The 18,050-nt window shown below is 64.7% G+C and carries 15 protein-coding genes; 9 read left to right on the plus strand and 6 right to left on the minus strand.

Annotated features, from left to right (window positions below; genetic code table 11):
* Positions 1-101: 101 nt before the first annotated feature.
* Positions 102-1,478: a phosphoglucosamine mutase gene (glmM, locus tag L21SP4_RS02605; protein WP_052881199.1), complete on the minus strand. Its 1,377-nt coding sequence runs from the start codon at positions 1,476-1,478 to the stop codon at positions 102-104.
* The gene (locus L21SP4_RS02610; RefSeq protein ID WP_052881200.1) at positions 1,465-2,820 is read right to left on the minus strand and encodes a phosphohexomutase domain-containing protein; all 1,356 of its coding nucleotides are present in this window, start codon (positions 2,818-2,820) and stop codon (positions 1,465-1,467) included. Before L21SP4_RS02610 ends, glmM begins: the two co-directional genes overlap by 14 nt.
* A gap of 148 nt (positions 2,821-2,968) precedes the next feature.
* Between L21SP4_RS02610 and L21SP4_RS02615 the strand changes: the two genes are divergently transcribed.
* The 3 genes from L21SP4_RS02615 to L21SP4_RS02625 all read left to right on the plus strand — a co-directional run bounded on the left by L21SP4_RS02615 (position 2,969) and on the right by L21SP4_RS02625 (position 9,455).
* A complete protein-coding gene (locus L21SP4_RS02615; protein WP_052881201.1) occupies positions 2,969-5,230 on the plus strand; it encodes a response regulator in 2,262 nt (753 codons plus the stop codon).
* Between the two features lie 245 nt (positions 5,231-5,475).
* A complete protein-coding gene (locus L21SP4_RS02620; RefSeq protein WP_160300644.1) occupies positions 5,476-8,535 on the plus strand; it encodes a family 78 glycoside hydrolase catalytic domain in 3,060 nt (1,019 codons plus the stop codon).
* A gap of 182 nt (positions 8,536-8,717) precedes the next feature.
* A complete protein-coding gene (locus L21SP4_RS02625; RefSeq protein ID WP_052881203.1) occupies positions 8,718-9,455 on the plus strand; it encodes a sialate O-acetylesterase in 738 nt (245 codons plus the stop codon).
* A 67-nt stretch (positions 9,456-9,522) separates the two neighbouring features.
* Here the strand turns inward: L21SP4_RS02625 and L21SP4_RS02630 are convergent, their stop codons facing one another.
* Positions 9,523-10,980, minus strand: a complete 1,458-nt coding sequence (locus L21SP4_RS02630) for a sulfatase family protein (RefSeq protein ID WP_052881204.1) — start codon at positions 10,978-10,980, stop codon at positions 9,523-9,525.
* A 195-nt stretch (positions 10,981-11,175) separates the two neighbouring features.
* Between L21SP4_RS02630 and L21SP4_RS02635 the strand changes: the two genes are divergently transcribed.
* The 5 genes from L21SP4_RS02635 (at position 11,176) to L21SP4_RS02655 (ending at position 16,013) form a co-directional block, all read left to right on the plus strand.
* Positions 11,176-12,750 (plus strand): thiamine pyrophosphate-dependent enzyme, encoded by a 1,575-nt coding sequence (locus L21SP4_RS02635; RefSeq protein ID WP_052881205.1) that lies wholly within the window; start codon positions 11,176-11,178, stop codon positions 12,748-12,750.
* Positions 12,751-12,754: 4 nt separating this feature from the next.
* Entirely contained in the window at positions 12,755-13,237 is a 483-nt protein-coding gene (locus tag L21SP4_RS02640; protein ID WP_052881206.1) for a 2-oxoacid:acceptor oxidoreductase family protein, read from the plus strand.
* A gap of 133 nt (positions 13,238-13,370) precedes the next feature.
* Entirely contained in the window at positions 13,371-14,708 is a 1,338-nt protein-coding gene (locus L21SP4_RS02645; RefSeq protein ID WP_052881207.1) for a phenylacetate--CoA ligase family protein, read from the plus strand.
* An 83-nt stretch (positions 14,709-14,791) separates the two neighbouring features.
* Positions 14,792-15,307: a nitroreductase family protein gene (locus tag L21SP4_RS02650; protein WP_201774671.1), complete on the plus strand. Its 516-nt coding sequence runs from the start codon at positions 14,792-14,794 to the stop codon at positions 15,305-15,307.
* A 4-nt stretch (positions 15,308-15,311) separates the two neighbouring features.
* On the plus strand, positions 15,312-16,013 hold the full coding sequence (locus tag L21SP4_RS02655; protein WP_052881208.1) for a CpXC domain-containing protein: 702 nt from the start codon (positions 15,312-15,314) through the stop codon (positions 16,011-16,013).
* Between the two features lie 20 nt (positions 16,014-16,033).
* On the opposite strand, the gene L21SP4_RS02660 is transcribed toward L21SP4_RS02655, so the two are convergent.
* The 3 genes from L21SP4_RS02660 to L21SP4_RS02670 are packed head-to-tail and all read right to left on the minus strand — an operon-like array spanning position 16,034 to position 17,471.
* The gene (locus L21SP4_RS02660; RefSeq protein WP_052881209.1) at positions 16,034-16,705 is read right to left on the minus strand and encodes a tetratricopeptide repeat protein; all 672 of its coding nucleotides are present in this window, start codon (positions 16,703-16,705) and stop codon (positions 16,034-16,036) included.
* 12 nt (positions 16,706-16,717) lie between these two features.
* The gene (locus L21SP4_RS02665; RefSeq protein WP_052881210.1) at positions 16,718-17,263 is read right to left on the minus strand and encodes a shikimate kinase; all 546 of its coding nucleotides are present in this window, start codon (positions 17,261-17,263) and stop codon (positions 16,718-16,720) included.
* Positions 17,264-17,267: 4 nt separating this feature from the next.
* Positions 17,268-17,471, minus strand: coding sequence for a hypothetical protein (locus L21SP4_RS02670; RefSeq protein ID WP_052881211.1), 204 nt, complete (start codon positions 17,469-17,471; stop codon positions 17,268-17,270).
* An 86-nt stretch (positions 17,472-17,557) separates the two neighbouring features.
* Between L21SP4_RS02670 and L21SP4_RS02675 the strand changes: the two genes are divergently transcribed.
* Positions 17,558-17,998, plus strand: coding sequence for an acyl-CoA thioesterase (locus L21SP4_RS02675; RefSeq protein WP_201774672.1), 441 nt, complete (start codon positions 17,558-17,560; stop codon positions 17,996-17,998).
* The last annotated feature ends 52 nt before the right edge of the window (positions 17,999-18,050 follow it).

Consider the following 18,050-nt stretch of genomic DNA (forward strand, 5'->3'; position numbering starts at 1 on the left):
CCGCCGTCCGGTTGAGTCTTCGGGTGCGAACAGCCGTGTATACTGCACTTCCCTCCGGCGTCTCAAGGTTTTATGGGGAGCCGGATGAACGCGGGTCCTGCTTATCCCTGAAGATGGGCGCGGGTCAGGTTGAGTGCGGTGTCGACCAGGTTCCGGGCCTCGTCCGCCGATCCCGCCTCGGCGGTGAAGCGGATCACGGGTTCGGTGTTCGACCGGCGGACGTGCAGCCAGCCGCGGGGCAGCGAGACGAAGACGCCGTCCGAGGTGTCGACCGGATGGTCCGCGTAATGCCGCCGGAGCGCCCGCAGCAGGGAGGGCGTCGATCCGGCCGGCGTCTCCAGTTTCGCGGTCGCCGTGTGGTAGGCCGGGATCTCCGCCTTCAGTTTCGAGACGGACTTCTGTTCCGCCGCCATCAGCTCCAGCGCCAGGGCCATGCCGATGAAGCTGTCCCGGCAGGGGTGGACGGCGGGAACGATCACTCCGCCGTTATGCTCGCCGCCCACCGCCGCACCGTGGCGGAGCATCGCTTCGACCACGTTGATCTCCCCGATCCGGCTGCGGTGTACGGCGACGCCGTATTCGCGGGCCAGATCGTCGATGCAGCGGCTGGTGGAGAGGTTGACGACCACCGGTCCGGAGGCGTGGGCTTCGAGCACCCGGCGCACGGCGAAGGCGACGCTCAGGTTTTCGCCCGCGGGCGACCCGTGCTCGTCGACGATGCTCAGACGGTCTCCGTCGGGGTCCTGGGCGAATCCCGCGTCGCAGCGCTCCTTCCGGACCAGGTCGCAGAGCGCCCGCACATGTGCGGGCGCCGGTTCCGGGTCGCGTCCGAAGACCCCGTTCGGCTCCGCGTGGAGTTCCACGACCTCGCACCCGAGTCGCTCGAGAAAGGGCCGGGTGTACAGAGCGCCGGTTCCGTTGCAGGGATCGACGGCGATCTTGAATCCCGCGGAGCGAATGAGGCCGGTGTCCACGTAGGCGGCCACGGCGTCGAGATGGGCCGCGGCTGCGTGATCGATTTTGCGCGCGGCGGGAAGTTCGGCCTCGCTCACCATCGGAAAATCGCGCTGGTGGTACAGGTCGAACAGCTCCCCGGAGCGCGAGCGGTTGAGGAAGAAGCCGTTGCGGTCCACGAATTTGAGGGCGTTCCATTCGGCGGGGTTGTGGCTGGCGGTAATCACGATGCCGCCGCGGGCCCCGAGGCGCCGGACGAGAAAAAGGGCGGAGGGTGTGGGGATGACCCCGCACAGCAGGGGGCGGCAGCCGACGCTCTGCAGGCCCGCGAACACGGCCTCCTCGAGCATGCGGCCCGAAGTCCGGGTATCGCGGGCGACCACGACCGGTCCCGCTCCGGCGAATACGCCGAAGGCCTGGGCGAACGAGACGGCGAGCTGGGGCGTGATGGTGCGGCCGACGATGCCCCGTACGCCGGAGATGCCCACCTTGAGCGTGAATCGTTCGGGATCAGAGTTCTTCATGCAGGACCCTCACGGTTTCGGCGGCCCGGCGTTCGGCCGTCTCGCGGTCGAGGGCCTCGGAAATGACCCGGATAATGTTCTCGGTGCGCGAGAGCCGCGCATGGACCCACCCGTCCTCGAGGTCCAGGCGGATGCCGTCGGTGGTGTCGAGCGTCCCCGCGCCGGCCCCTCTCCAGCGGCGCTGCAGCGCGTCGAGTGCCTGGGTGCCGCGGGAATACGTGCAGCGCACGCGGCGCTTATCGATTCCGTAGCGCGGAATGCCGGCGAGCAGTCCGCTCAGGGTGCAGTCGCGGACGGCCATCGATTCGAGAATGAGCAGGGTGGAGAGGATGCCGTCGAAATACGCTCCGTTCGAGGCCCGGGCGGCCCCGCCGCTGCCCTCGCCGCTGAGCACGGCCTCCTCGTCCTGCATGGACGAGATCACCCAGGCCTCGCCCACGCGGCTCTTCAGCAGCGGCGCCCCCGCCCGCGCACACAGGTCGTCCACCGTGCGCGTGGTGCACGAATTGGTCACCACCGGTCCGGGCGTCTGTTCCAGTACGTGCTGGGCGACCAGCGCGAAGGTGTACTCCTCGCTCGCCGGCTCCCCCGTTTCCGAGACCACCGAGAGCCGCTTGGCGTCGCTGCTGAGCACGAATCCGGCATCGGCGCCCAGCGCGCCGATGATTTCCGCCATCGGCAGGGCGCTGCGGGGCCTGGGTTCGGGTTCGCGTGCAAGGTAGCCCGAAGGCCGGCCGTTGATCGGGATCAGGTCGAGTCCGAACAGTTCCCTGAAACGGGGGAGGAGCGGGCAGGCGGCGCCGCCGACCGGATCGATGACCACGCGAAAACGGCGCCGGCGTATGCGTTCGGCGTCCACCTGCGCCGCGAGGTGGTCCATGTAGCGGTCCATCCCCTCCGGGCGGTCCGAGATGGCGCCGAGACGGCACCAGTCCGCCTTGCGGAACTCGGAGGCGTGGAAGATGTCCAGCACGGCCTCGCCGCCCGAGGGGTCCAGGAAGGCGCCGTCGGCGCCGATGAGCGTGATCGTGTTCCACCCCTGGCGGTTGTGCCCGCCCGAGATCGACAGCCCCCCCGCCGCGCCGCATTCCTTTACCGCGAACTGGACGGCCGGGGTGGGGGCGACCCCGAGATCGATCACCTCGCAGCCGGCGCAGGTCAGGGCGGAGACGGCGGTGGCGTGGAACATGGGACTCGAGTAGCGGGTGTCGCGTGCGAGGACGATGCGGCCGCCCTCCGTGAGCGTGGCGAAGGCCGAGACGAAATCGGCCGCAAGATTCGGCGTGAGCGATCCGCCCACGTAGCCGCGCATGCCGAAACCGGCCAGCCTCAGCGTATTCACATCCGTCCTCCCGGCGCGGTCAAACCTTTACCCGGCGTTCGTTCCCCCATTCAAAACCCACCATACGTGATCCTCTTATTCCATTGCAAACCCCGCCGGAGTCGTGTTTTCTAGGAGTTTCCGGAGCCCTGCGCCAGAACGGATTATTATGAAGGTTCTTATTGCAGAAGACGACCCTGTTTCGAGGACCGTGTTGCGCCGCGTCCTCGAGCGGCTGGGTCACGAGGTTGAGATCACCTGCGACGGCGCGGAGGCGCTCGAGCGGCTGACCGCACCCGATGCGGCGCGGCTGGCGATTATGGACTGGATGATGCCGGAACTGGACGGGCTCGACGTCTGCCGCCGCGTCAAGAATCTCGGCAGCATGAACCCCGTCTACGTGATCGTGCTTACCGCCCGCCGCGAAAAGGAGGACCTGCTCCAGGCCTTCGAGGCGGGCGCCGACGACTTTATCTCGAAACCTTTCGACCAGGACGAGCTGGCGGCGCGGCTCCAGGTGGGGCAGCGCATCATCGAACAGCAGTCGCTGCTGAGTTCGCTGATCGATTCGATCCCCGATCTGATCTATTTCTCCGACGGGTCGGGACGATGCCTCGGCTGCAACCGGGCCTTCGCGCGCTACGTCGGGCGGAATCGTACGGAGATCGTGGGTTCCCGGCCGCCGGACTTTTTCGACCGGGCACGCGCCGAGGAGTACCGGGAACTGCGCGAACGAATCGAGCGCGATGAAGCCCCCAGCCGGTACTCCAAGTGGGTGACGTATCCCGACGGCGAATCGCGTCTGATGGATTGTGTGACGACCCCGTTTCACGGGCCGCACGAGGAGATGATCGGCTGGATCGAAGTGAGCCGCGACATCACGGAACGCCACCGCATCGACCGCGAACACCGCCGCCTCGCGGCCGTGGTCGAGCAGGCCGCCGAGGCGATCATGATCACGGACCTCGACGGGAATATTCAGTACGTGAATCCCGCCTTCCAGCAGCTCACGGGATATGCGACGGAGGACGCCGTGGGCTGCACGCCGAATATCCTCAAGAGCGGGACTCACGAAGACGCGTATTACCGCAAGATCTGGACCGCGCTCGAAAAGGGCGAGATCTGGAACGGACGGTTCACGAACCGCGGCAAGAACGGCCATTTTTTCGAGGCGGAGTCGGTGATCTTCCCCATCCGGAACCGGGAAGGGGAGATCACCAATTACGCCAGCATCATGAAGGACGTCACCCAGGAACTCCACCTCGAGGCCCAGCTCCGTCAGGCCCAGAAGATGAACGCGGTGGGTCAGCTCGCCGGCGGCGTGGCGCACGACTTCAACAACCTGCTGATGGTCATTCGCAACAGCGCGCAGTTCGCCCTCGAAGGCAAGGAGTCCCCGGAGGAAGTCGAAGAAGATCTGACGGCGGTGATCGACGCCGCCAAGCAGGCGGCCACCCTCACCCGGCAGCTCCTGGCCTTCTCGCGCAAACAGGTGCTCTCCCCGCGCCAGCTCGACCTCAACGAAGTCGTGCTCGGACTCGAAAACATGCTCCAGCGCGTCATTCCCGAGAATATCCGCATCCGCTACAACGTCGCCGAGGACCCCTGCCTCTGCCGTGTCGACCACGGCCAGATCGAACAGGTGATCGTGAACATGGCGGTCAATGCCCGCGACGCCATGCCCGGCGGCGGGACGCTGATCATCGAGACCCGGCACGCCCAGCTCTCGCGCCAGGACGCGGAGGAATTCATCGAGTGGGAGGAGGAATGCACGGGGCGTTACGTTCTGCTGATGATCAGCGACAGCGGAGTGGGCATGGACCGCGACACCATGCACCACATCTTCGAGCCGTTCTTCACCACGAAAGGGGTGGGCAAAGGCACCGGCCTCGGACTGTCCACCGCCTACGGGATTATCAAGCAGCACGGCGGGCATATTTCAGTCTACAGCGAACCCGGCAGCGGGACGACGTTCAAGGTCTACCTGCCCGAGGTGCGCGAGAAGACGGAGACCGCCGGGCGGCAGGAACAGTCCGGAGATCTTCCCGGCGGCGGGGAGACGATTCTTATTGCGGAGGACGAGCCCGCCGTGCTCCATCTGGCCACCCGTATGCTCCGTCTGCTCGGCTATGAAGTACTCGAGGCCCGCAGCGGGGAAGAGGCGCTCGAGGTGCTCGACCGCTACAAGGGCCACGTCGACCTCCTCTTCGCCGACGTCGTCATGCCGGGCATGGACGGCACCGAACTCGCGGGTAAGGTCAGCGAACGTTACCCCGATATCAGAGTCCTCTTCGCCTCGGGCTATTCCGAATTTCACGTCAAGGATCAGGGCATGATTCACGACGAAAACGATCTCATCCAGAAACCCTTCGTCCTGGCCGACCTCGCCCACAAAATCCGCAAAGTCCTCGGCGCGCCGGATTCCGGGTAACCCGCCCTCGCCACAAGAAAAAACGAATTCCAGCGATTCTCATTATGGCTTCACCCTTTTCGGTCGGGGTGGCACCCGACCCTCCCAATGCCCGAAAAGGCGTCGGATATCGACTCGGGAGGGACGGCTGCCACGCCGTCCGCGGTCGGAATGCGGCCATAATGAGAACTGCTGAACGAATTCGACAAGGGGTGGTTTTCACATTATATTTCTATAAGTTACGGTTGCGATCCCCGGAGGTTGAAATGAAGCACAAGTTTGCAGACGGGTTTTGTATAGCGGCGTGTGCGTTGCTCGTTTCCATGACGGCGGCAGCCGCGCCGTGCGGTATGAGCGTGGAGGGCAGGACGGGTGCGGTTTGTGTCGATACGCCGCAGCCGCGGTTTTCATGGCGGCTGGACGAGGAAGGCTACGGGGTGCGCCAGACGGCTTATCGCATTCAAGTGGAGGCGGACGACGACGGGAGGACGGTCTGGGATTCGGGTCGCGTCGAGAGCGGTGAGCAGCTCTGGATCGAGTACGCGGGCCAGCCTCTCAAACCCTCTTCGGCCTATCGCTGGCGGGTGCGGACGTGGACCGGCGACGGGAAGTCCGGCTGGAGCGGCTGGGCATCGTTCGACACGGCCCTGCTCTCTGACGGAGGCTGGGAAGCGTCCTGGATTCGGGCTCCCTACGATCGATGGGCCGGGCGTTCCGGATTCCGCCCGTATGACCGCCTGCTCGATACACCGGAGATCAAGGCTCATGCCTGGGTTCCCGATGCCCCCTGGATCGAGACCTGGGTCGAAAAGGCCACACTCCATTCGCACCGCATCCCCAAAGAGAAACAGGCCGATTTCCAGCGCGACCGGCTCTATGAAATCCAGCCTGCGCCGATGTTCCGCAGGGAATTCCGCATTCACAAAAGAATACGCCGCGCTGTGCTCCACTACTGCGGGCTGGGGTTGGCCGAGTTCTACGTGAACGGCTCGAAAATCGGGAACACTACGTTTGACCCGGCGTTTACCGATTACGACGAGCGTGCCCTCTACCTGAGTTACGACGTCACCGACGAGCTCCTTCCGGGCGTGAACGCGATCGGCGCGATCCTCGGCGAGGGCTGGTACGGCCAGTCGCTGGCCTACGCCACACTCAAAGAGACCCCGCGCTACGGCGATCCGGGCCTGATCGCGCAGCTCGAGCTGATCTACGAGGACGGCACGCGCGAGCGGGTGGTCACGGATGATTCGTGGACTTGTACGCTCGAAGGGCCGGTGGTCAAGAACGGCATCTGGTGCGGCGAAGTGCATGACGCGCGGCGCGAAATGGCCGGCTGGAGCGAGCCGGGTTTCGAGGGCGGCGAGGCCTGGACGGCCGCGAAGACGGTTGAACCGCTCTCGCCGCGCCTGGAGGCACAGAACGTCGAGCCGATCCGTGTGGTTGAAACCACGGAAACGAAATCGATCATGCACCCGAAACCCGACGTGTGGGTCGTCGATCTCGGCCGCATCCTGACCGGGGTAGTGCGTCTTAGGGTGGAGAACCAGCCCGCAGGAACGCCGATCCTGCTGACCTACGGCCAGTCGCTCGACCGCGACGGCACGGTCTACGGAACGGGACATATGTCCGTTACGGCGAACAACGCGGACCTGTATGTCTGCCGCGGGGATGCGGAGGAGACTTGGACGCCGCGCTTCACCTTCAACGCCTTCCGCTATGTGCAGATCGAGGGACTCATCGGCGAACCGCACCTGGAAACTATCAGCGGACTATTCACCTCGACGGACATGCCGGAGGCGGGGCGGTTCCAGTGTTCCGAGCCGTTGCTCAACGAGTTGCATCATGCGCTGGTGCGTACCGTGCAGGGCAATACGCGCCACATGTACTCCGACACCCCCACGCGCGAACGGACCGGCTGGATGACCTGGCCGAATGCGCGGGCGATTATGGACAATTTCAACTCCTACTCCTACTGGGATAAGTATATCGCCGACTGGCGCACCAGCGCCGGTCGCGCGCCGATCGGCGGCCATGCGAGCGCCTGGGGCAGCGACCGGGACCAGATCCGTTTTGATTCGGGTCGAAAGGGCGAGATCATGGAGAACGTCGGCCCCGGCATGGCCCCCGGCCGCCGATCCTCCAATATCCCCGAACAGCGCATCAGCAATGCCATGTACCCGTGGGAGACTTATGTGCGCTACGGCGACCGTAACCTGATCCGCGACCATTACGAGATCGCGAAGGGGACGGTCGATCTGCTCGCTGAAACCCGTATCGAGGGGCTGGTTTTCTCCGCGGTCGGCGACTGGCACGATGCGGTGAAGGAGGATCTCAACATCGGTCTGCGCCGTGAGCGAGGCCTGGAGCGCGACGACACGTTCGGCCGGATCGGCGGCGGGTACCCGGTTCACACCCCCGGACGCATCTGCGGTACGGTCCACCTCTACCTAGCCGCCCGCGCCCTGAGTGATACGGCGGAGGAGCTGGGTAAAGCGGAGGATGCGGAAAAATACGACGCACTCGCGGAAGATCTCAAGGCGGCCTTCAACCGGGCGTACCTTGACCCGCAGACCGGCCGCTACTCGTATACTACGCCCGAAGGCAACACCTACGAGTCCCAGACCATGTACGGCTACGCGCTTTACCATGACCTGGTCCCTAAGGAAAAACGCGAACAGACCATGCGGAGGTTCCTGGAACATATCGCGGAATACGACGGTCACTTCACCAGCGGCCAGCTCGGTACCGATCGCGTGCTGAAGGCGCTCACCGTCGGAGGCCACGAGGAGACCGCGATGAAAATGCTGACCGCCGAAGGCTTTCCGGGTTTTCGCTACATGCTCTCGTTCGGATCGGAGACGACCTGGGAGACATGGGGCGAGGCGGTTTTGAACGCGACCCCTGAAGGTTCAGAGCATATCATCCGCGCCAATCGTCCGCAGGAACACTGCCAGTGGACCGCCGTCGACACGTGGTTCTACGAATACGTGCTCGGCATCAGGCCGGATCCGGAGCAACCCGGCTACGGTCATTTCACGCTCAAACCCTACATGGTCCGCCAGCTCGAATCCGCCCGGGGCTCGTATGAGTCCCCGCGCGGACGGATCGTCAGCGAGTGGTCCTGCAGCAAAGGGGTGTTTGAGTGGACCGTCGAGGTACCCGCCAATGCTACGGCCACCCTCTACGCGCCCTGCGGCCGGGACGGCGTGAAGGTCGCCGAGGGCGAAGCGGGAATTCTCGATCGCGAAAAACCCGCGAACGGGCGGCAGAGACTGGAGGTCGGCTCCGGGCGCTACCGCATCAGCGCAAGTCTGCCCGGGGCATGATCTCCGTGCGATACGTTTCGGAAAACTGCGCACCGCGCCCATGTTTCCTGGGCGAGAATCGCACGGTCAAGTGCGCCGACTTGACGGCGCTTATTCAACCAGACAGGCAGGCGTTCCGCTTCTTCCACCCGGAACGCAAGGAAACAGCCGGGTCCGGCTTCAAAAGAGGGAGGGATTGACTGATGAAACGGCTCTGTATGATCACGTGCATGATGGTGGTTTCGGCGGTGTCGGCGAGTGGGCCGGGGCCGGCGGGCAAACATCTTTTCATCCTCTCGGGTCAGTCAAACATGGCGAGACTTGATCCCGCAAAATCCTTTACGCCCACCGTGGAGGCAGCGTTCGGGGCAGATCGCGTGATCGTGATCAAGGATGCCATGGGAGGGCAGCCCGTCCGTCGATGGTACCGGGATTGGGCGTCTGCCGACGGGGATTCTCCGGAAGAAAACGGCGACCTCTACGACCGCCTGATGTCGAAGGTCAGGCGGGCAATCGCCGGAGAGGAGATCATTTCGGTAACCCTGGTCTGGATGCAGGGCGAACGGGATGCGCGAGAGGCGTACGGGGATGTATACGAGGCGAGTCTGCGCGGTCTGATCGAGCAGTTCCGCGACGATTTGGGGAGAGAAGACATGAACGCGGTAATCGGACGTATTAATGATTTTGACCTTGAGAATCATCGCTATCCCCATTGGACCCTTGTGCGGTCCGCCCAGGTTGCGGTGGCGGAATCCGACTTGCGGGCGGCATGGGTGAATACGGACGATCTCAACAGCGGGATGAACCGGAAGGGCGAAGAGGTGTTCGACGATCTTCATCTGACCGTAAAGGGGTACGAAGAACTCGGTCGGCGTTTTGCGAAGGAGGCGATAGACCTGACTTCAACATTGCCCGAAAACGCGCTCGACCCCCCCCGGTGAACATTGAAGTGAGTTTTGAATCCGGGTGTCCCGGCGGAAAAATAACCCAATAACCTCAAAAACACCGTTACTCCAAAGCGCGTACTCGCTTCAGATCGCGTTCCAACTCTCGTGCCTTTTCCGGAAATTCAGGAAAAAGGTTGTTCCGTTGCCCGCGGTCCTCGTGCAGATCGTAGAGTTGCGTCGGTGTATCCTCGTCGCCGTCGTACCGCTTTATTCCGTTGCCGGGGTGGCTGAGCAGCGACCATTTTCCGCGCCGCAGCGCGAACTTGCCTCGGACGGAGGTCATCACGATCGCCCGCTCATCGCTGTTCGCGAGCGTGCCTTCGACCAGGGCTTCTCGAACATCGATCCCGTCCGTGAACTGGTTCGTGCACTCGGCCCCGCCCAGTTTCGTAAAGGTCGGATAGAGATCGACCAGCGAGATGACCGCATCGGACGCGGTGTTGGTCGGAATCGTACCCGGCCAGGAGGCGATGAACGGGACCTTGACCCCGCCGTCGTAGTCCGAGGCCTTGCGGCCGCGCAGTCCCGCGGTGCAGTCGTGGCCGGTGGGCAGGCGCGGCCTGCGCGGCCCGTTATCGGAAGTGAAGACGATCAGCGTGTTCTCCCGAAGATCCAGCTCATCGATCCGGTCGACCACCCGCCCGACCGCCGCATCCAGCTCGTACATAAAATCGCCGTATGGGCCATGTTCCGTCTTTCCCCTGAAGTCAGCGGAAGGGCAGATCGGATAGTGGATCGCGTTCGGCGCCCAGTAGAGAAAGAACGGTGTCTCGCGGCCGCCCTTCGCGCGCCGGTCGAGGTACTCGAGCACAGCGTCGCTCTGGCGTGCGAGCACCGATTCGTCTGTATAGTCCGCGCTCATCATGCCCGGAGCCCCGGACAAACCCTTCAGCCGGAGTCCGGCGGGCTTTTCCGCGAAGCGGTCGTTCTCGATGAACATATACGGCGGGAAATTGATCACACCTTCGCCGTAGTAGTAGTCGAATCCGTGATCGACCGGACCGCTGCGCACTTCGCCCTTGTAGTCGATGCGTTTCGCCAGTTCGACGAATGCGTCGTAGGACGGCCTTTTGCTGAAATCCGTCCGCAGCGGTTCGCCGTCGACGGTCGGCCACGTCATGCCGAGGTGCCACTTCCCGATGCATGCCGTCGCGTATCCGGCCGTCTTCAGCCGTTCGGGCAGGGTGATCAGTTCCGGGGCGACGATCGGGTGTTCGTATTCCATAACCACACCATCCTTCAGCGGTCCGCGCCAGGGATACTGTCCGGTCAGGATGCCGTAGCGGGTGGGGGTACATACGGCGGCCGGGGCGTAGGCCTGCATGAATCGTCGTCCCTCCCGCGACAGGCGATCCAGATGCGGGGTCGGAATCGATGGGCCGGGGTTATAACAGTCGACGTTTCCGTAGCCGAGATCGTCGGCGAGGATAAGCAGGATGTTCGGGCGTTCCCGGCCGGCCGCACGGCCGAGGAGGGTGGTCATGCCGATCAGCAAGGTAGTCATCCAGAACTTTTTCATGGGCGTACTCCTTCACTCTTTCATTGGGAGGGTCATTCTCGGGAAAATTCGACGCCCTTCAATATTAAAGGGGGCGGGCGATGCTCCCGGCCGTCTCCACCCTGCTGTTTCCGATTGACGCCCCCGCGCTCCTTGCGCAGACTCTTTCGTCTTTTGAAGGATGCCTCAGGGATTGAGGGCCAAGAGGGGGCGGATATGGAAACACGGGCGTGGTTGAGCGGGAACGAGGCGGTGGCGGCCGGTGCGCTGGATGCGGGGGTGACGCTGGGGACGGGGTATCCCGGCACGCCGTCGAGTGAAATCCTCGAAGCACTCGCGGAGTTCGGCGGAACCGCGCAGTGGGCCCCGAACGAAAAGGTCGCCCTGGAAGTCGCACTGGGCGTCTCGACCGGCGGGGCGCGGGGACTGGCCACCATGAAGCACGTGGGGCTGAACGTGGCCGCCGATCCGCTGTTTTCGGCCACGCACATCGGCGCGACCGGCGGGCTCGTCCTGGCCGTGGCCGACGATCCGGGCATGGCTTCCTCGCAGAACGAGCAGGACACGCGCCGCTACGCCGTCGCCGCCGGCGCGCCCGTCTTCGAGCCCTCGGATTCGCAGGAGGCGTACGCGATGACCCGCGCCGCCTTCGCCCTCTCCGAGAAGTGGCGGCTGCCCTTCATCATCCGCCTCACCACGCGGATCTGCCACTCGCGGACCCTCGTCGAACGGGACGAGCCGGAACGCGCGCCGCTGCTGGGATACGAGCGCCAGATCAATGAACGGGTCATGGTCCCCGCCTACGCGAGGCCGGCGCACAAGCGGTTGCGGTCCAAACTCCAGTCCGTGGCCGAATGGAACAATCTTCACGGCATGCACCGGTACTGGAAAGGCACCGGTTCCCTCGGCGTGATCACTTCGGGCGTGGCGACGATGCACGTGCGCGAGGCGGCGCCCGAGGCGTCGATCCTGCAGATCGGAATGACGCATCCGCTGCCGATGCGGCGGATCATGGCGTTCCTCGACGGGGTGGAGGAGTGCGTAGTGATCGAGGAGGGCGACCCGGTTCTGTTCGAAGCCCTGCGCGCGGCGGGCCGGCCGGTCCGCGGCCGGCCGGATGTGTTCCGCTTCGGAGAACTGAACGTGGACCGGGTGCGGCGGATCATCGACGGCGAGACGCAGGAGCCGCCCGCGGAAACCGGCGGAAAACCGCCGCAGCTCTGCCCGGGATGCCCGCACCGGGCCGTGTTCCAGGTGTTGAGCGAGAAAGCGTGTTTCGTGACCGGCGATATCGGATGCTATTCGCTGGGGGTGCTTCCCCCGTACGAGGCGATGGACACCTGCGCCTGCATGGGCGCGAGTATCGGGATGGGACTCGGCATGCGCCGGGCGCTTCCGGACGAGGACGCGCGCCGCGTGGTCAGCGTCATCGGCGACAGCACCTTCGTCCACAGCGGTCTCACCGGTATCGTGGACATGGTCTACAACCGCCCGCGCACCGGTCACGTCGTGCTGATTCTCGACAACGCCACCACGGCGATGACGGGTCTGCAGGAGCATCCCGGTACCGGCCGGGCGCTCGACGGCACCCCCGCGCCGAAACTCGAACTCGAACGGGTCGTCGAGGCGATGGGCGTCGACCGCGTCGTGATCCTCAACCCCTCGAAAGAGACCGACCGGCTCCGCGATGAACTCACGCGGGCACTGGCGTCGAACGAGCTGACGGTGATCATCACCCGCCAGCCGTGCGTCCTGGCGATGAAACGGGACCGGAAGAAGGAAAGCGGTTAGACGAATGACAGCAGCAGCGATCACGAATATCAAAGTCGCCGGCCTCGGAGGGCAGGGCGTGCTGACGGCCACGGACCTGATCGGGGAGGTGGCCTTCCGCGCCGGACGGGACGTGAAGAAGGCGGAGGTCCACGGCATGAGCCAGCGCGGGGGATCGATCGAGAGCGACGTGCGGTTCGGGCCGGCCGTGCTCAGCCCGATGATCCCCGAAGGCACCGTGGATTACGGCCTCGTATTCGATCCGGGGCGCGTGGAATACATGAAAAAGCGTCTGCGCGACGAGGGGGTTCTGATCGGACCGGATGCCGTGGACGTCGGGCGGCTGGCCGACCGGAGGAGTTTCAACGTGGCGATGCTCGGCGTGCTCAGCACCCATCTTCCGTTCGAATGCGAGTTCTGGCTGCGGGTGCTCCGGGAACGGCTGCCCTCACGGCTCGTCGAAGCCAATGAACAAGCCTTCAGCCTGGGCCGCTCGGCGAAAGGGTAGGAGTGGAGCGGACCGCCGTCAGCCGCTCGGGGAAGCAACGGCGCCGGATTCCTGTTTGGTTCCGCCGCGTATAATTTTGTAGAACGTGACTCTGTATCTTTTGCGGCAGCCTGCAAACAGGAGAGAAGAGACCATGCATACGCCGGAGCTCTGGAACGACATGAACGGCGCCTTTCATCCGGCGTCCGCGCCGGATTACCTCCCGCCATCCCGTCTGCGCGCCCTCCAGCTTCAGCGGCTCCGGGCGACCGTCGAGCGGGCCTGCGAAAAGGTGGAACTCTACCGCGGGCGATGTGCGGACGCCGGGGTCCGGCCCCGTGATATCGGTTCGCTCGAGGACGCCGGGTGCCTGCCGTTCACGGAGAAGACCGACCTGCGCGACACCTATCCCTACGGTATGTTCGCCAGCGGTCTCCACGACATCGTACGCCTGCACGCTTCCAGCGGGACCACCGGCAAGCCGATCGTGGTGGCCTATACCGATCAGGACCTCGAGGTCTGGCGCAACGTAATGGTGCGCACGTTCGCCGCGGCGGGGCTGCACCGCGGCGATATCATCCAGAACGCCTACGGCTACGGGCTCTTCACCGGCGGACTCGGCGCCCATTACGGCGCGGAGGCGCTGGGCGCGGCGGTGATTCCCATTTCCGGAGGCAACACCGAGCGACAGGTGATGGTCCTGCGCGATTTCGGGGTGACGGCGATATGCTGCACGCCGAGCTATTTCCTGCACCTGATCGAGCGCGCCGAGGCGATGGGGCTGGACTGGTCGGAACTGCCTCTGCGCGCGGGGATCTTCGGCGCCGAACCCTGGACGGAAGGTATGCGTGCGCGGATCGAGGCGCGGACGGGGATCCGCGCGTATGATATCTACGGCCTGTCCGAGATTATCGGGCCCGGCGTGGGTACGGAGTGCGAGGCCCAGGCGGGCCTCCATATATTTGAGGACCATTTTCTGGTGGAGATCGTCGATCCGGAGACCGGAGAACCGATGCCGGACGGCGAAGAGGGCGAGCTGGTGCTCACCACGTTGAGCAAACAGGCGATGCCCGTAATCCGCTACCGCACACACGACATCACGCGCATTATCGCCGAGCCGTGTCCGTGCGGACGCACGCTGCGCCGGATCGAGCGGATCGCGAGGCGGAGCGACGACATGATCATCGTCCGCGGCGTGAACGTCTTCCCCTCACAGATCGAGGCCGCCCTGCTTAAGGTCGAAGAGACGCTGCCGCACTACCGCATCGTGCTCACCCGCGAAGAGGGACTCGACCGCATGCAGGTGCAGGTGGAGGTCACGGAATCGGTTTTCAGCGACCGGGTCCGCGAGATGGAGGAACTCCGCCAGCGGCTCGCGCACGCCGTCGAAGAAACCGTCGGTCTGCGGGTCGACCTGCGTCTCGCCGAGCCGCATACGCTCGAACGCAGCGCGGGCAAGGCGAGACGCGTCGACGACCGGCGCGGGGCCTGAAGGACTAAACTATCGCCGGATATGCCCGCGACGTGCACAATGGCGAACATGCGATTTGCGTATTCACGTATGAAGGGGAGGCGATGATGGAGACGCTTGAAGCAGTCATGACCCGCCGCAGCGTCCGGCGGTTTGAACCGCGGGCCGTGCCGGACGAACTACTCACGAAACTCCTGTCCGCGGCGATGAACGCGCCGTCGGCGGCCGATGCCAGGCCCTGGCAGTTCTCCGTTATCGACGACCGCGCGAAGCTCGATGCGCTCGCGGATGCGGTGGACGAGGGGAACGACCTCTTTCGCGAGGCGCAGGCGGCGATACTGATCTGCGGCGACGAGAGCCGGGAGCAGATCCCGGGGTTCTGGCCGCAGGACTGCGCCTGTGCGGCCCAGAATCTTCAGCTCGCAGCGCACGATCAGGGGCTCGGCACGGTCTGGATCGCGCTCATCGCGATACCCCCGCGCGTCGAAGGCTGCCGCCGCGTGCTGAACGTGCCCGGGACGCTGGAGCCGTTCGCGCTCTTCCCGCTGGGCTACCCCGCGGAGCGTCCGGAACCGGAGAACCGCTTCGACGCCGACCGCGTCGTTCGCAACGGGTGGTGAATGGATGTCTGAAGAGCAATACACGATACAATGTCCGGAATGCGGTCACGAATGGCAGACCGAAGTCCGGGATCTCGCCGAAGCGGATCGGGACCCCGATGTCCGCGAGCAGATCCTCGCCAACCGGTTCAACTTCGCCGAATGCCCCTCGTGCAGCTACGGTTTCCGCATCGACCGCCCGGTGCTCTACCTCGATCGCCCCCGCGCGATCGTGGTCCACTGGATCCCCCTGCACGGGCAGGATCTCAACGAACTGGAGCGGCAGTACGAGCAGTCGCTGGAGAAATCGGATCAGGCCGCGCAGCCTCACGAACGCCCGCCGCGCCCGCAGCTCGTCCTTTCGCGCAACGAGCTGATCGAGCGGGTGTTCCTGCTGGAGGAGGGCTACGACGAACGCGTTGTGGAGTACCTCAAGTACCTGATCTACACGAAGAACATCTCGCGCATGCCCCCCGACCGTAAAGAACTGCTCTTTGATGTCCATGACTCTACCGAAGAAGAGCTGCTCTTCGTGGTCCGCGACCTCGAGTCGTCGCAGTTTGAGGAACTCGTCCGGTATTCGCGGTCGGCGTACGACGAAGAGCGCGAGCGTTTTGAGCAGGACGACACCGAGCTGCGCCGCCTGTTCCCCGGGGCCTACAAGAAGGCCCGCTTCGCGGTGCTGCAGGAAACCGGACGCGGGGATGAGCCGGTCGACGGGGAGTAGGCGGGGATCGGTTGGCTCCGCTAATCGTCCAGCCGCATCAGTTCCGCTTCGGCGCGGGCGCCCCAGTCGGCCTCGAAGTCCGGGTGGTCCCTGAGTTTCCGGTAGGCGTCGCGGGCCTGATCGAGCCGCCCGAGTTCCTCGAAACACCGGCCGCGGCCCAGCAGACAGAGCGGCGCGATATAGTGTTCGGGGAAGCGGTCCGCGAGCTGCCCGTAGCGTTCGGCCGCCGCCTCGTAGTCCCCGTCGGCCTCCATGCAGTGCGCCAGCCCCATCTCGCCGACCGGCGCGAGTTCGTGGTCGGGATGCTTCTCCAGGAAGCGGTTGTACCACTCGCGGGCCTGATCGACGGACCCGTTATTGTAGTGCTCGCGTGCGATGGCCAGTCCGGCGAGCGGCGCCGCGCCCGTGTCGGGGTAATCCTCCGCCACGCGCTGCCAGTCCTGAATCCCGGTCCCGTTCACCAGCGTCGTTTGGGCTGCGCGTTCCATCTTCCGGGCGCGAACGCGGAAGAACTGAAAAGCCATGAAGGCGATGGCCAGCGCGGCGGCCACCGCGGTGATGGTGCGCCCGTAGCGTTTCAGGAAGTTGAGCACTTCCTGCACTTCGTGCTGCTCGAGTTCGTGCTGGGCGTTGACTTCCTGGTGGTGCTGCCTCTGCTGATCTTCCTCGGGCGTGGGGCGGTGCTTGCTCATCGTCTTCTCCCGTCATGCGTTCGCGCCCCGGGACGCGTCCCGGTAGCGCTCGAGTATCCGTCCGGCCACTTCTTCCGGCGACCGGTTCGTGGTATCGATCCGGAACGGTACGGCGTCGTAGAAGGGCGCGCGTTCCCTGAGCCGGGTCTCAATCTGCCTGCGCTTATCGCCGGAAAGAAGCGGACGGTGTTCCTCCGCCTGCACGCGCCTCAGAATTTCGTCGGCATCGGCCTGCAGACACACCACGAGTCCGCTTGCGGAGAAATCGCGCATGTTTTCCTCGTCCAGCACCACGCCGCCGCCGGCGGAGATAAGCTGTCCCCCGCGCCGGGAGAGCTCGCGTACCAGCTCGCGTTCCATGGCGCGGAATGCCGGTTCTCCGTCCTCGGCGAAGATCGCGGTGATTGGTTTGCCCGCGCGGTGCTCGATCATCTCGTCCATGTCCATCAGCGGCCGATCCAGCCGCGCGGCGAGGATGCGCCCGACCGTGCTCTTGCCGGTTCCCATGAACCCGACCAGCACGAGGTTCCGATCTTCACCGGAAAGGGTCGTCGGCATGGCGTCAGGAGCCGGCCTGTTTTTCCACTTCGGCAGGACGGCGCAGCCGTTCGCGGATTTCCGCGTTGTTGAGACGGGCGACGTCCTCTTCGCTCATCCCTAGTTCCACCAGGCGTCTGCGCTGGTCCTTGAGACGGCGCCGACGTTCGCGAGCCGACTTGATCGGCCGGCGCATCGGCTTCTTGCGCATCTTCCTTCTGACCTTCATGATAGCTCCTTCTTCAAATGGTCTGCGATACGGAGGCGATACCGTATCGGCGGCCGGGACGGGAATCAATCTTTAGGTGAAGAAAGATGAAGGACGGTCTGATGAGCGGAGACCGGTGGGATATTCCGGAGGAGTGGGCCTGGAGTATGGAGGTCGAGGTGAGAGTGACCGATCTCAATTACGGCGGACACGTCGGAAATGTGGTCTTTCTGGCCTACCTGCAGGAGGCCCGCGAGCGTTTTCTGCGGGAGCACGGGCTTGCGGAGGCCGACGTCGGCGGCGGAGCCGGCCTGATCATGACCGAGGCCCACGTGCGCTACAGCGGCGAGGTCTTCCTCGACGATCGCCTCACCGTAAGTATCGCCGTGGATCATCTCCGCCGGGCACGATTCGACTTCGTGTACCGCGTCTCCGCCGCCGGCGGACGCGAGGTCGCCCGCGCCCGGACCGTCATGGCCGTGTTCGATTACCGCGCGCGCAAACTGCGCCCGATTCCGCCTGAACTTCGCGCCCTGAATACCCCCTGAGCCGTCGCGCTCACCGGAACCCGAGGTCTGTCGTGCCCGGAAATCGAAATAA

Source organism: Kiritimatiella glycovorans (genome assembly GCF_001017655.1).
GTDB lineage: Bacteria > Verrucomicrobiota > Kiritimatiellia > Kiritimatiellales > Kiritimatiellaceae > Kiritimatiella > Kiritimatiella glycovorans.

What these genes read in the sequence shown, in the direction of transcription:
- L21SP4_RS02625 (WP_052881203.1), top strand. Translation starts at nt 8,718, where the DNA reads ATGAAACGGCTCTGTATGATCACGTGCATGATGGTGGTTTCGGCGGTG.
- L21SP4_RS02650 (WP_201774671.1), top strand. Translation starts at nt 14,792, where the DNA reads ATGATGGAGACGCTTGAAGCAGTCATGACCCGCCGCAGCGTCCGGCGG.
- L21SP4_RS02675 (WP_201774672.1), top strand. Translation starts at nt 17,558, where the DNA reads ATGAAGGACGGTCTGATGAGCGGAGACCGGTGGGATATTCCGGAGGAG.
- L21SP4_RS02635 (WP_052881205.1), top strand. Translation starts at nt 11,176, where the DNA reads ATGGAAACACGGGCGTGGTTGAGCGGGAACGAGGCGGTGGCGGCCGGT.
- L21SP4_RS02620 (WP_160300644.1), top strand. Translation starts at nt 5,476, where the DNA reads ATGAAGCACAAGTTTGCAGACGGGTTTTGTATAGCGGCGTGTGCGTTG.
- L21SP4_RS02645 (WP_052881207.1), top strand. Translation starts at nt 13,371, where the DNA reads ATGCATACGCCGGAGCTCTGGAACGACATGAACGGCGCCTTTCATCCG.
- L21SP4_RS02640 (WP_052881206.1), top strand. Translation starts at nt 12,755, where the DNA reads ATGACAGCAGCAGCGATCACGAATATCAAAGTCGCCGGCCTCGGAGGG.
- L21SP4_RS02655 (WP_052881208.1), top strand. Translation starts at nt 15,312, where the DNA reads ATGTCTGAAGAGCAATACACGATACAATGTCCGGAATGCGGTCACGAA.
- glmM (WP_052881199.1), bottom strand. Translation starts at nt 1,478, where the DNA reads ATGAAGAACTCTGATCCCGAACGATTCACGCTCAAGGTGGGCATCTCC.
- L21SP4_RS02670 (WP_052881211.1), bottom strand. Translation starts at nt 17,471, where the DNA reads ATGAAGGTCAGAAGGAAGATGCGCAAGAAGCCGATGCGCCGGCCGATC.
- L21SP4_RS02615 (WP_052881201.1), top strand. Translation starts at nt 2,969, where the DNA reads ATGAAGGTTCTTATTGCAGAAGACGACCCTGTTTCGAGGACCGTGTTG.
- L21SP4_RS02660 (WP_052881209.1), bottom strand. Translation starts at nt 16,705, where the DNA reads ATGAGCAAGCACCGCCCCACGCCCGAGGAAGATCAGCAGAGGCAGCAC.
- L21SP4_RS02630 (WP_052881204.1), bottom strand. Translation starts at nt 10,980, where the DNA reads ATGAAAAAGTTCTGGATGACTACCTTGCTGATCGGCATGACCACCCTC.
- L21SP4_RS02665 (WP_052881210.1), bottom strand. Translation starts at nt 17,263, where the DNA reads ATGCCGACGACCCTTTCCGGTGAAGATCGGAACCTCGTGCTGGTCGGG.